Source organism: Pseudomonadota bacterium (assembly GCA_026388255.1).
Taxonomy (GTDB): domain Bacteria; phylum Desulfobacterota; class Syntrophorhabdia; order Syntrophorhabdales; family Syntrophorhabdaceae; genus JAPLKB01.
This window is the reverse complement of the sequence record JAPLKC010000133.1, coordinates 1-13,657: the sequence shown is the minus strand read 5'-3', so window position 1 is coordinate 13,657 and position 13,657 is coordinate 1. Positions and strand designations below refer to the sequence as shown.

The 13,657-nt window shown below is 43.8% G+C and carries 13 protein-coding genes; 11 read left to right on the top strand and 2 right to left on the bottom strand.

Translation table 11 applies throughout. The annotated features are described in order from the left end of the window. Positions 1–57: 57 nt before the first annotated feature. Positions 58–2,502, bottom strand: a complete 2,445-nt coding sequence (gene gyrA / locus NT178_18210) for a DNA gyrase subunit A (GenBank protein MCX5814453.1) — start codon at positions 2,500–2,502, stop codon at positions 58–60. A gap of 100 nt (positions 2,503–2,602) precedes the next feature. On the opposite strand from gyrA, the gene NT178_18205 reads away from it, so the two are divergent. From NT178_18205 to corA, 3 genes are all read left to right on the top strand, one after another. Next, positions 2,603–2,899, top strand: a complete 297-nt coding sequence (locus NT178_18205) for a hypothetical protein (GenBank protein ID MCX5814452.1) — start codon at positions 2,603–2,605, stop codon at positions 2,897–2,899. A gap of 9 nt (positions 2,900–2,908) precedes the next feature. After that, on the top strand, positions 2,909–3,643 hold the full coding sequence (truA, locus tag NT178_18200; protein MCX5814451.1) for a tRNA pseudouridine(38-40) synthase TruA: 735 nt from the start codon (positions 2,909–2,911) through the stop codon (positions 3,641–3,643). Between the two features lie 270 nt (positions 3,644–3,913). After that, positions 3,914–4,975, top strand: a complete 1,062-nt coding sequence (gene corA, locus NT178_18195) for a magnesium/cobalt transporter CorA (protein MCX5814450.1) — start codon at positions 3,914–3,916, stop codon at positions 4,973–4,975. Between the two features lie 41 nt (positions 4,976–5,016). Here corA and NT178_18190 read toward each other — a convergent pair whose 3' ends face one another. Further along, a complete protein-coding gene (locus NT178_18190) occupies positions 5,017–5,781 on the bottom strand; it encodes an IclR family transcriptional regulator (GenBank protein MCX5814449.1) in 765 nt (254 codons plus the stop codon). Between the two features lie 286 nt (positions 5,782–6,067). Between NT178_18190 and NT178_18185 the strand changes: the two genes are divergently transcribed. From NT178_18185 to cooS, 8 genes are all read left to right on the top strand, one after another. Next, the gene (locus tag NT178_18185; protein ID MCX5814448.1) at positions 6,068–8,032 is read left to right on the top strand and encodes an ASKHA domain-containing protein; all 1,965 of its coding nucleotides are present in this window, start codon (positions 6,068–6,070) and stop codon (positions 8,030–8,032) included. Positions 8,033–8,153: 121 nt separating this feature from the next. After that, positions 8,154–8,918: an AAA family ATPase gene (locus NT178_18180; GenBank protein ID MCX5814447.1), complete on the top strand. Its 765-nt coding sequence runs from the start codon at positions 8,154–8,156 to the stop codon at positions 8,916–8,918. Between the two features lie 48 nt (positions 8,919–8,966). Further along, a complete protein-coding gene (gene folD / locus NT178_18175; protein ID MCX5814446.1) occupies positions 8,967–9,851 on the top strand; it encodes a bifunctional methylenetetrahydrofolate dehydrogenase/methenyltetrahydrofolate cyclohydrolase FolD in 885 nt (294 codons plus the stop codon). Positions 9,852–9,929: 78 nt separating this feature from the next. Then, the gene (locus tag NT178_18170; GenBank protein MCX5814445.1) at positions 9,930–10,178 is read left to right on the top strand and encodes a hypothetical protein; all 249 of its coding nucleotides are present in this window, start codon (positions 9,930–9,932) and stop codon (positions 10,176–10,178) included. Then, positions 10,175–10,396, top strand: coding sequence for a DUF2283 domain-containing protein (locus tag NT178_18165; GenBank protein ID MCX5814444.1), 222 nt, complete (start codon positions 10,175–10,177; stop codon positions 10,394–10,396). The genes NT178_18170 and NT178_18165 overlap by 4 nt, the downstream gene beginning before the upstream one ends. A gap of 41 nt (positions 10,397–10,437) precedes the next feature. Beyond that, positions 10,438–10,653, top strand: coding sequence for a hypothetical protein (locus tag NT178_18160; protein ID MCX5814443.1), 216 nt, complete (start codon positions 10,438–10,440; stop codon positions 10,651–10,653). A gap of 15 nt (positions 10,654–10,668) precedes the next feature. Continuing rightward, positions 10,669–11,613 (top strand): acetyl-CoA decarbonylase/synthase complex subunit delta, encoded by a 945-nt coding sequence (locus tag NT178_18155; protein MCX5814442.1) that lies wholly within the window; start codon positions 10,669–10,671, stop codon positions 11,611–11,613. Positions 11,614–11,622: 9 nt separating this feature from the next. Beyond that, positions 11,623–13,569 (top strand): anaerobic carbon-monoxide dehydrogenase catalytic subunit, encoded by a 1,947-nt coding sequence (gene cooS / locus NT178_18150; GenBank protein ID MCX5814441.1) that lies wholly within the window; start codon positions 11,623–11,625, stop codon positions 13,567–13,569. Positions 13,570–13,657: the final 88 nt, after the last annotated feature.

The window sequence follows — 13,657 nt, the reverse complement described above, 5'->3', positions numbered from 1 at the left end:
AGGTTTTGGACTTTTACGAGTGCATCAACATCTAACATCCAGAATCCGGAATTGCCGTTACTCCTCAAATGTTGTGTCTGCTATCTCAGCCATTGCCGATGTGACCACGGCGCCGACTATTTTTTCAGCACCCCTTAAGTCCATAAGTTTTACTCCGAGACCGCCTCTTTTCTGGACAGGGATATCCTGGATTTTGAATCGTATTGTCCTTCCGTTATCCGTTGTAAGTATTACTTCATCATTTTCGCTTACCTGTCTTAAACATACTACTTCACCGTTTTTTGCCCCGCATCTTACACTTATGATGCCCTTACCGCCTCTTGCCTGGACCCTGTATTCGCTGCAGGGCGCACGTTTTCCATAACCCTTTTCGGTTACTGTAAAAACATTGCAGTCCTGGTTGACAATTTCAACAGAAACCACCTCATCATTTTTTGTAAGTCTTATGCCTCGTATCCCGTATGCAACCCTGCCCATAGGCCGTATCTCTTTTTCCTCAAACCTTATTGACTTGCCTTTTTTTGTGGCAATCTCGATTTCGTTTTGTCCTTCAGTTTCGAGTACCCCTATGAGGCTGTCATCTTCCGGAAGGCTGATTACGCGTATGCCAGGAGCTCGTAAGTGCTTCAGGGAGTCGAGACTTATCTTCTTTACCTGCCCCTTTTTTGTGACTAAGAAAAGATATTTGTTCTCTGAAAAATCTTTCACGTGTGCTACAGCCGTTATCCTTTCGGTTTTATCGATGTTTACAAGGTTAATAATCGGTTTCCCCTTTGATGACATGGGGGCTTCGGGGATGGTGTGAACTTTTACAATGTGTGCCTTCCCGGAGTTGGTAAAGAATATTATATAGGAATGTGTGGAAGCAACATACAGATGATCTACAAAATCTTCTTCCTTTACTATAAAACCTATTTTCCCTTTGCCGCCCCTTGCCTGGTGTTTGTACTGATCCAGGGGGGTTCGCTTTGTATAACCACGGTATGTGATAGTTACAACGACCTCTTCCTCTTTAATCATGTCTTCCTTGGTGATGTCAGGCAGTTGATCGACTATTTCCGTCAGTCTGCCGTCGCCATATTTTTCTTTTATTTCAATAAGCTCTTTTTTTATTACTCCAATGAGGAGCGTTTCGTCTCCAAGAATCTGCTGCAATTTTGCTATTTCTTCTGAGGTGCTGGTATAGTCGTCAAGAATTTTTGTTCTTTCAAGGGATGTAAGGCGTTGCAAACGCATTTCCAGAATGCTCGTAGCCTGCTTTTCGGAAAAGGTAAAACGTTCTATCAGTGAGGCCCGTGCTTCTGCAACCGTTTTTGCCTGTTTAATAAGACTGATTACTTCATCTATGTGGTCAAGCGCTATTTTGAACCCTTCAAGGATATGTAGCCGATCCAGGGCTTTATTCAACTCAAAGATAGATCTTTTAGTTACTATATCTTTTCTGAATTTTACAAACTCTTCGATCAACTGGAACAGGGTGAGGGTTTTAGGCTCATTGTTCACAATTGCAAGGAAAATAATGCCGAAGGTTGTTTGGAGCTGGGTGTGCTTATAGAGTTGATTCAAAATGGGCTCGGCCATCTCACCCCTTTTCAACTCCAGAACGATCCTCATACCTTCCCTGTTTGATTCATCTTTTATGTTTGATATACCCTCAATCCGCTTTGCATTTATCAGTTCTACGATATTTTCAATAAGACGTGCCTTGTTGACCTGATACGGTATTTCCGTTATGACTATCGCCTCTTTGTGCTCCTTTTTCTTTTCTATCTGGGCTCTCGCACGCAGGATGATATGCCCTCTTCCTGTTTCGTAGGCTTCCCTTATCCCCTGTCTGCCGTAAATGATGGCATGTGTGGGAAAATCCGGTCCCGGTATAAGCGTTATAAGTTCATCCAGCGTAATAGCGGGATTATCAATATACGATATTATGCCATTGATGATTTCCGTGAGGTTGTGGGGAGGTATATTTGTTGCCATACCGACTGCAATGCCGGAGGAGCCGTTAATTAGCAGGTTCGGTATTTTTGACGGCATGACAACAGGTTCAACGAGAGAGTCATCATAGTTTGTCTTAAAAGAGACCGTTTCCTTCTCCATGTCCTTCAGTATCTCTTCGGCCATTCTTGTAAGTCTTACTTCCGTGTACCTCATTGCAGCAGGTGCATCTCCGTCTATGGAGCCAAAATTGCCCTGACCATCTATCAAGGGATATCTGAGGGAAAAATCCTGCACCATCCTCGTGATTGCATCGTATACTGACTGATCTCCGTGCGGGTGATACTTACCGATGACATCGCCGACAACCCTTGCAGATTTTTTATATGGTTTGTCGTGCATGTTGTTCAAATCGTACATTGCAAACAAAATTCTTCTATGGACCGGTTTCAAGCCGTCTCTGATGTCCGGCAATGCCCTGCCTATTATTGTGCTCATTGCATAGTCAAGGTAAGATCTTTTCATTTCCTCTTCAATCGGGATAGTTATTACAGATGTGTGCATTTAAGACGCCTCCATTATTAGCGTGGTTTTTTTATATTACTTTAGCATAAACATTAACCTGTTGACAAATAGGAACGCATTGATAGAAAATAATGTTTATATGAAAGCTATAACAATTTTTATGGTACTTTCCCTGATCGCGACAGGATGCTTCTCCTGCGGCAAGGAAGTAAAAGGCTTGAAAGAGGAAACAAGACTTTTGAAAGAGGAGAATAATTTTTTAAAGGCTGAAAACATCGGGTTAAAAAAAGAATTAGAGAAGCTTTATACAAAACTTGATGAAAATATCAATTATGAAGAAAAAGGGAAGATTAAACTGAAGCCTGAGACAAAAGAAGCTGAAAAGCCGAAAGAAGGCATAAAAATAGAGCAAGGTGTTAAAAAGAAGCCACGATAGAATTAGTAAATGCAAAATATATCTCTTATTGTTTCATACGATGGGACTAATTATCATGGATGGCAATGCCAGCCGGATTTGATAACCATACAACAAACCTTACAAGAAAGAATTGAAAAAATCGTCAATCATCATATTAAACTTTTTGCAGGGGCAAGAACGGACAGCGGGGTCCATGCATACGGGCAGACAGTAAATTTTTTTACCAATAGCGTCATAGAGCTTAAGGGGCTTATCAGAGGCTTAAACAGCCTGTTGCCCCCGGATATCAGGATAAGCGATGCACGTAAAGCAGACGAGGATTTCCACTCACGGTATTCTGCAAGGAGTAAAATTTATACATATTCTATTTTAAACTCGTCATGCAGTTCACCCTTTTATACACGGTATGTGTGGCATATACCGTATGCCCTCAACGTGTTGTCAATGCACCGGACAATCAAACGGATTACAGGGGCTCACGATTTTTCTGCTTTTAAAAAAAAGAATACATTTTATCAAAATCCTATACGGGAAGTATTACAAGCAGGTGTAAAAAAGAGAGGAGATTTGATATACGTTGTGATAGAGGGTACCGGTTTTTTACGTTATATGGTTAGAAATATTGTCGGGACACTTATGCTTGTAGGATCAGGGAAGCTCACCGAGAATGATTTCCGGGCGATCCTTGAATCAAAAGACCGCGAGAAGGCAGGCCCAACGGCGCCGGCTAAAGGACTGTTCCTGAGAAGGATAAAATATTGATTTATTGCCGGATAAACAGAGACTTTTATTACAATCAATTGATTCCTCGAAGCTTTGCTTCGGGTTAACCAAATTCCCTCGCCCCTTGAGGGAGAGGGCAGGGTGAGGGGGAATAATAATGCTCCCCATTCCTATGATACCTCGCAGCTCTGCTGCGTGGAGGTTCATTCTGTCAGGCCGGGGAGGAGGGGGGAAGGTCTATCATCAGCGATTTTACTCAGCGATCTTAAGCTGATTTGAACGAACGGGCCAGAGAGGAGGGCTATAAATTTGAAAAATGTAAAAAATCGGTCTAAAAAAACGGGTTTACTTCCTGGAACCCTCATTCATATCGGAGAGCAAAAAACGGAAAATTCCAGAATCACGCTTATTGACTATGATGAAACGCAATTTAAGGAAATGGAAATCAGCAGCATTGAGGAATGTTCTTCTTTTAAGGACAAACCGACAATTACCTGGATAAACATAGAAGGCATTCATGATGTGGAGGTCATTGAAAAAACAGGACAGTGCTTTAATTTACACCCTCTTTTACTGGAAGATATATTAAATACCGACCAGCGCCCTAAAATAGAAGATTATGATAGTTATATTTATATTGTATTAAAGATGATCTCTTACGATGATGCTCACAGGGAAATAAAAACTGAACAGGTCAGTCTGGTACTGGGACACAATTATGTCATTTCATTTCAGGAAACGGGAGGCGGCGTATTTGAGTATATTCGGGACAGAATAAGAAACAATAAAGGGCGGATTAGAAAACTGGGGGCTGACTACCTTGTATATTCCCTGATTGATGTAATTATTGATAATTATTTTATTGTCCTTGAGAAGCTTGGAGAAACCATAGACATCTTAGAGGAAGAATTGATTAGAAACACTAAACCGGAAACATTGAGTTTTCTTCACAAATTAAAGAGTGAGATGATATTTTTACGCAGATCTGTCTGGCCGTTAAGGGAGTTGATCGGGACTCTTGAAAGAGGAGAGTCTGCACTTATACAAAAATCAACACGCCTTTACCTGAGGGATGTCTATGACCATACGATTCAGGTTATTGATTCGGTAGAGACTTTCAGGGAAATGCTTTCCGGGATGCTTGACATTTACCTTTCAAGCATCGGCAATAAGACAAATGAGATTATGAAAGTATTGACCATGATCGCTACCATTTTTATACCATTAACGTTTATAGTCGGTTTATACGGCATGAATTTTAAGTTTATGCCGGAGCTTGAATCTAAATGGGGTTATCCCGCCGTGCTTATTCTTATGGCAGTTATTGCAGCTTTTATGCTGGCTTATTTCAAGAGAAAAAAGTGGCTATAATATTGTTGGAGATAAGGTCAGGATTGTTTCGGCGTCTGTTGCTACAATAATATTTTTAATTGAGATAGTCTTTCGCTTATCTGCTGAGCCGTGTTCTTCAAATGCTGGATTATGGAAGGCAGCTTATCGTCATACATTGAGGTTGAGAAGCCGATTATACAGATGGCCCCGACAGGCACACCGCCTGAATAAATAAGTGTTGCCACGGCCCGTACCCCCTTTAAATATTCCTCAAGATCAAGACTGTAGCCCGCTTCCCTCATTTTATCAATCTCTTTAAGAAATTCATCAATATCGGTAATGCTGTCTTCAGTATATCGCGGCAGCCCCTTCTCTTTCAAAAACATCTTTATACTTTCGTTGTCCATAGGGGAAAGAAATGCCTTGCAGAGAACAGATGCGGTAATCGGGAATCGTGTGCCTATCGGAGAGGATATTTTGAGCGCTTTTTTTGCTTCTATGGCATCGAGTACCCTGGCAACAGCAGCTTCTCTTATGCAAAGAAAGGTGGTTTCATCCACGAGTGAAACGAGCTTTTCCAGGAAAGGTCTGGCGACCATTACGATCTCTCCACCCTTAAATACCTTTTTTGCAAGCTCATACAACTCTGTCCCGATGATATATTTCTTGGTTTTGTTGTCTTTATCAACAAATTTTTCGTCTTTCAGGGCGTTTAATATCCCGTATATTGTGCTTTTGCTTACAGACAGGTTTTTTGATATTTCTGTGACGCCGAGGGGGGTCCCACTGTCAACGATAAACTTGAGAACTTCAAGCGATTTTTTCAGAATAGGCGCGTTATACATAATTCACTATAGTAAACACTATACGATGATATTCTTTGAACGTCAATAATAATATGGAGTAAATGTGATACACAAAGCATTAGCCGTGTTTTTAATGGTAAACTTTATCTTTTTGTGTTTGTCATCATGTCCCCTTTAAGGGTTGGCAAACAGTCATGACCTCGGGAAATGCCTGAAGTCAGGTTTATCGAGGTAAAATAATAAATAGTCTGTTTTTATGCAATATATGGATGTAATATGTTGAAAATTGCCAATAATTTGTTAATATTATAAACTGAGGATTTGAATGGCAAAATATAAGATTAAATTCCTTCCCATAGACAGGGTATGTTTTTCTGAGAACGGAGAGACTGTACTTGAAGCAGCAATGAAGTCCGGCATCCATATTAACGCTTCCTGCGGTGGTAATGCCTCTTGCGGGAAGTGCAGGATCAAGGTGCTGAAAGGCAACGCACCTTCCGGGGTTCATCCTGAAATATCGGAATCGGAGTACGATTCGGGCATAAGACTCGCATGCATGACGATCCCACATACAGATATGACAATCGAAGTGCCTCTTGAGTCGCAGGTGGATAGACTTGCGCTAAAAAGGAGAAGTAAGGCAACCTCTATTCTCTCTGCATCAGACATCGGTGAGCTTGTAACGGGATGGGATGTGGATCCTGCAGTATCTAAGAGATATATTGAGTTTGAGCGACCGTCTATGGAGGATAATGTATCAGACCTCGCGAGACTTGCGAGGGCGCTGAAGGAGAAATATGGTATTGACGGCATCTCTGTTGACTTTAAAGTTCTTGCAAGGTTGAGCAGGGTCCTGAGGGATGCCGCCTGGAAGGCCACGGTTACAATAGTTCAAATAAGAGAAGGGTATAAACTGATTAACGTTGAGCCCGGCAATACTGAGGAAAAAAACTATTCAATAGTGATAGATATTGGAACGACGACAGTTTGCGCACAGCTTCTCGACCTTGCAAACTGCAGTGTGTTTAAGCTCAAGGCGCCGACGGGTGCCGGCAGAGATTTGTGCACACTGGCAGAATCATCCGATTACAATGCCCAGATCAGTTACGGGGAAGATGTGATATCAAGGATCATGTACTCTCAAAAAAAAGGAGGGCTGAAGAAGCTGCAGGAAGTTGTGATCCGCACGATCAACGACCTGATAAAAGAACTTATAGAAATAAGCGGCGTTAATGCGGAACACATATCGCATCTCGTATTTGCCGGAAATACCACCATGACGCATATTGTCCTTGGTCTGGACCCTAAATATATTATGCTTTCGCCATATACGCCGACAACAACAATTTTTCCCCCTGTCAGAGCAGAAACGCTCGGTATAAATGTGAAGAACCATGTCCATGTATATGTTTTTCCCTGTGTAGCTTCATATGTAGGTGGAGATATTGTTGCAGGAGTCCTCGGTTCAGGGGTTTTTCAAAGAGACAAGACAACCCTGTTTATGGATATAGGAACGAACGGTGAAATTGTACTCGGGAATAAAGACTGGCTTGTATGCGCATCATGCTCTGCCGGCCCTGCCTTTGAGGGTGGCGGGATTAAGTTCGGTATGAGGGCAGGAAAGGGCGCAATAGAACAGATCAGGATTAAACCTTCTACTTTTGAGCCTATGACGCTTACTATCGGACGGGTAAAGCCTATGGGCATATGCGGCTCGGGTTTGATCGATCTTGTTGCAGAACTTATTGAAGTTGGCCTGATAGACCAGAACGGCAAGTTTAAAAGAGATATTCAGACAAAGAGAATAAGAGAAGGGGACAGCGGTTATGAATATGTGGTCTGCTATACATCCGAGACCTGTATTGACAGAGATATTGTAATCACCGAAGTGGATATAAACAACCTGATGAGGGCAAAAGCAGCTATATATGCCGGCTGCAAGGTTCTCCTCGACAATGTTGGTATTGCCTTTAAGGATGTAGATATGGTTATAATATCAGGCGGATTCGGTCATTATATCGACCTTGAAAAGGCGCAGATTATCGGGTTGCTGCCCGGATTGCCTCTGAATAAATTTATTTTTGTAGGGAATGGCTCTCTTCTGGGTGCCCGGTTACTCTCATTCAGCAAGAGATTTCTAAATGAGACGGAGAAAATTGCAAAAACAATGATGAATGTTGAGCTTTCAAATAACAACAAGTTTATGGACGAGTATATAGCGGCAATGTTTCTGCCCCATACTAATCAGGAGGAATTTCCGGGGGTGATGGAGAAGCTTAAAAAGCAGTGAATAGTGAATAGTGAACGGCGGATAGTAGGCAGACAGGGTTCAGCTTGCGCAATGTAAAATGAGTTAAAACATTACCGGTTTTAATATCGGAAATCGGCAATCAAAAATAAAGGTGTAAATAATGCCAAAAGTTATAGCAATTGCCGGAAAAGGCGGAGTCGGGAAGACAACAATCTGCGGACTTCTGATAAGGTATCTTATTGAGGAAGTGAAAGATGGGACTGTCCTTGCCGTAGATGCCGATCCGAATTCAAACCTGAATGAACTGCTCGGCGTAGACGTCACAGCAACGATCGGTGAGACACGCGAGCTTATGAAGAAGGATGTGCCCCAGGGTATGACAAAGGATGTCTGGTTCGAATACAAGGTACACGAGGCAATTATCGAGAGCAAGGGTTTTGACCTCCTTGTCATGGGCAGGCCTGAAGGACCGGGTTGCTATTGTGCTGCAAACAGCCTTGCAAAAAAATCTATTGATACCTTGAAAGAGAACTATGCCTATGTGGTTGTGGATAATGAAGCCGGCATGGAGCACATCAGCAGGCTTGTTACCCAGGATATAGACCAATTATATGTTGTTTCGGATGCGACACCGAGGGGCGTGATGACTGCAAAACGTATCCTTGACCTGATCGGGGATCTGGGCTTGAATATAAAAAAGGTTGAGATTGTGATCAACAGATTAAAAGATGGTCAGGGGGATAAGCTGACAGGTATAGCCGCACAAAACGGCGGAGAGGTGGCAGGCACTATAAGGGACGACGATGTGCTTGCAAGAGATGATATTGAAGGGAAACCCATATTTTCCCTTGATAAAAAATCGGCAGTCCTTGTTGATGCATATAAAATATTTGAGAAAACGCTGAATTTAGAATTTAGAATGTAGAATGTAGAATGTAGAATATTTAACATTTTAACAAAATCAGGAGTTTATATGACGGCGAAGATCATAAGCGGGACAGAGATTGCATCCCGGATCAGAGAAGAGATCAAAGAAGATGCTGCAAGGTTAATGGAGCAGCATGGAATTGCGCCCGGGCTTGCAACGATTATTGTGGGCAGGAACCCTGCATCTGTGAGTTATGTGACGGCAAAGCAGAAGACGGCAAAAGACCTCGGGTTTTATTCAGTTCAGGAGGATCTGCCGGAAGATGTTTCCGAAGAGGCGCTTCTTGAAATCATTCAAAAATACAACAAAGATCCAAAGATACATGGAATACTCGTACAATTGCCGCTACCGAAGCAGATAAATGAAAACAGGGTTCTTTATGCAATAGATCCCGACAAGGATGTAGATGGTTTTCACCCCACGAACGTTGGGCGGCTTATGATTGGAGAAGCCCGTTTCTATCCTTGTACGCCATATGGAATCCAACATCTGCTCATGAGAAGCGGTGTACAGATAGACGGTGCAGAGGTAGTGATTGTCGGGAGGAGCAATATTGTAGGGAAACCTATTGCAATGATGCTTGTCCAGAAGGCAAAAGGCGCAAACGCAACGGTCACTTTGTGCCATACAGGAACACGAGACCTTGCTTCTCACACAAAACGTGCCGATATTCTCATAGTGGCTGCGGGTAGACCCAGGGCGATAACTGCTGACATGGTAAAAGAAGGTGCTGTTGTTATAGATGTAGGTGTAAACAGAATAGGGATGACGCCGGAAGGAAAGGCAAAGCTGTGCGGGGATGTGGATTTCGATGGCGTTAAGGAAAAGGCATCCATGATAACGCCGGTACCGGGCGGCGTTGGACCGATGACGATAACGATGTTAATGCTGAATACGATACAGGCAGCGAAAATGAGGATAGACACGTAGGCGCAGACTTTAGCCTGTGTTCTTTAGGTGGAAAATCTGGTGGGGAGTTGACAGAAAACAACAAATGGTAAATATTGAATGAAGTCTAAAGAATGGCTTTGGCTTGATCATATAGAAGAACAAATTAAGGAAAGAGAGATACCGAAGAAATTGGTGGAATTAACGATAAATGAACCCGATGAAGTGACACCGGAAAAATACGGACGCATTGCGTATCAAAAGAAAGTAGAAAATAAACTTGCTAGAGTAATCTTTGAGGGAAATAAACTTATAACTGTGTGTTTGACTGACAAAATAAAAAAATACACGAAAGGGGAACAAAAATGAGGATGCATTACTCACAAGATGCAGATGCGCTTTATATCCGTTTAAAAGAAACAAAAATAGAAAATACAGACGAAATAGCGGATGGCGTTATATTGGATTACGACGTAAACGGCAGTGTGGTTGGGATTGAAATTCTTTCAGTATCAAAAACTGTTGATATAGGACAACTTATTATACAATCTTTTGATAAGGTAATGGTGGAGACCAAGGTCGCCTGAAAGAAGAGCAGGTGAAAAAGAGTAAGCAATGAGGGGATAATATGACCGATTACCAATATGATGAAAAAGAAGGCTTTGACGGGAAAAAAGTGAAAGTACTCGGTGCTACCTTTGAGGAAGGCAAACCTGAAGGTCAGCAGGATTGGAGGACAAAGCTTGCAACCCGCGAAGAAAGGCTCGGCTATATAAAGACAGCTCTCCGGTACTGGTACAGTAAAGATTGGTATGGGAGCGAAAAACGAAAAGGTAGTGAATAGTAAAAAGGAGGGGCAATGGCTTTTGAAATTCCAAAAATAAAATATTCAGGGAAGATAAAGGATATAAAAATCGGTGTTGGACCAAAGGCAATTACTATAGGCGGCGGGAACTGCTATCCCTTTTATCTTTTTGAAGGGGAAATGGTCAATCAGCCGAGAATAGCCTTTGAAGTGTGGGACAACGAGCCGCAGGAATGGCAGGCATGGGCCATAGAGCCTTTTGCGGATGTTATCAATGACCCTGCCGCATGGGCAAAAAAATGCGTAGATGTATATGATGCCGAGATCATTGCTTTGCAGCTTAAGAGCGCTGACCCTAACGGTATGAACAGGGACGTGGAAGAGGTTGTGGCTGTGGTCAAGAGGGTTGCCGATGCTGTTGATGTCCCTCTTATCATCTGGGGAACAGGTGATGACGAAAAGGACATTGTTTTATTAAGAAGGGTAGCCGAGGTGTGCGAAGGGAAGAATGTTGCAATCGGCCCGGTAACAGAAAAAAACTACAAGCAGATCGGGGCAGTAGCTATTGCATATAATCATGTTGTGCTTGCATCAACCCCGATAGACGTAAACCTTGCAAAACAGTTAAATATCCTCTTAGGGAACCTTGGTGTGCCTGATGAAAAAATCGCTATGGACCCCACAACCGGCGGGCTGGGTTATGGTCTTGAATATTCTTATTCTGTGATTGAGCGCGACAGGATGGCAGCCCTTACCCAGGAGGATGCGAAACTCCAGTATCCCATTGTTTGTAATCTTGCCCAGGAGGTCTGGAAGACGAGGGAGACAAGATTGACTAAAGCAGAAGAACCGAAGCTCGGGGATGAAAAGAAGAGGTCTGTGCTGATGGAGGCTGTTACGGCCATGAGCCTTCTGATTGCCGGAGCAGATATTGCGATTATGAGACACCCCGACAGTGCGGCACTCATTAAGGATATGATTAAAGAGCTAACTCTTTAAGAGGTAGATATGTCTGATAATAAGATAAGAAGTGTAGACGGGGCAACTATTGAACTTCTGGACAAAGCTCAGAAAGATGGGATAAGCACAGCTTTTTCCCGTGCAGATGAAATAAAGCCATGTCCTATAGGCATTGAGGAAAGCTGCTGTAAGGTATGTGCTATGGGACCATGCAGGCTTCCCAGGTCTAAAAAAGATGAGCAGAAGGAACGCAGAGGGGTATGCGGCGCTACAATCGACACGGTTGTCGCAAGGAACTTTGCCCGGAAGATTGCAGCAGGTTCTGCCTCTCACTCCGACCATGCGAGAGAGGTGGCAGAGACATTTATCAAAACAGCGCGCGGTGAAGCCCAGGGGTTTGCGATTCAAGATGAAGTAAAACTCCTTGAGGTTGCCCTCGATTTCGGTATTGAAATTGAGAACAGAGAGATGAAGGACATAGCCGTTGAACTTGGCGGCAAGGCTTTGGAAGAATTTGGAAAACAACACGGTGAACTTGTCTACACAAAGAAGGCCCCACTGAAAAGGCAGGAAATCTGGAGAAAACACGGTGTTATGCCGAGGGGCATTGACAGGGAAGTTGTGGAGGTCATGCACAGGACGCATATGGGCGTTGACCAGGATTACCGGCACATACTCCTTCAGGCAACGAGATGCGCCCTTGCCGACGGATGGGGCGGTTCCATGATATCCACCGATTTACAGGATATTATGTTCGGCACCCCGGTGCCTGTCCTTGGCAGCATAAATCTCGGTGTTTTAAAGGAGGACCAGGTAAATGTGATAGTCCACGGCCATGAGCCTTTACTGCCCGAGCTGCTCGTTACTGCGAGCAGGGTCCCCCAGATCAAAGAGCTTGTCGAGAAAGTCGGCGCAAAAGGTCTGAACCTTACCGGCATGTGCTGTTCTGCCAACGAAGTGCTCATGAGACACGGCATCCCCTGCGCGGGGAATTTTCTTCAGCAGGAGCTTGCATTGGTTACCGGCGCAGTGGAACTGATGACTGTTGACGTGCAGTGCCAGATGCAGGGTCTCCAGAGTGTGGCAGAGTGCTTTCATACACGGCTTGTCAGTACATCCGACAGGGCGAAGATAGAAGGCGCAACCCATATGGAATTCCATCCTGAAAATGGTCTTGATACAGCAAAAAGCATCCTGAAGATGGCGATAGAAAATTACCCTAACAGGCGGCATGAGGTGTATATACCCAACTATTCACAGGACATTGTGGCAGGTTTCAGTCATGAAACGATCAACTATCTCCTGGGCGGACTTTTCAGGGCAAGCTACAGACCCTTGAACGACAATATCATAAACGGAAGGATTAGAGGAGTGGCTGGTGTTGTGGGATGCAACAATGTAAGGACGCCCCACGATGCAGCGCACCTTGCAATGATAAAAGAACTTATTAAAAACGATGTACTTGTATTGACAACAGGGTGTGCGGCAATGGCATGCGGAAAGGCAGGACTCCTGACGCCGGAAGCGGCCCGCGAGTATGCCGGTGCAGGACTGGCCGAGGTCTGCGAGACAGTGGGTATCCCGCCTGTTTTACACATGGGCGCATGTGTTGACAATTCGAGGATTCTCATAGCCGCAACGGCCATGGTGAAGGAAGGGGGACTCGGTGACGATATCAGCGATCTGCCTGCTGCAGGTGCTGCGCCGGAATGGATGAGCGAAAAGGCCCTTGCCATCGGACAGTATTTTGTAGCCTCAGGCGTTTATACGGTCTTTGGAACAACATGGCCCACAACAGGGAGCGACCATGTTACCCGCCATCTTTTTGAAGAGTACGAGGATATGTTAGGGGGCATGTGGGCATTCGAGGCTGACCCTGTAAAGGCAGCCCATCTTATGATCGACCACATTGATAAAAAGAGAAAAGCGCTGGGGATTGACAAAGCAAGAGAGCGGGTGCTTTTCGATATGGCCATGAGAAGGGCGCTGGTATAAGAAAGGCTAAAGGTGAAAGGATAAAGGCTAAAGGTAAAAAAAGGTGAATAGTGAAAAGTAAAAACATTAGAAAATCGATTTTACGGTG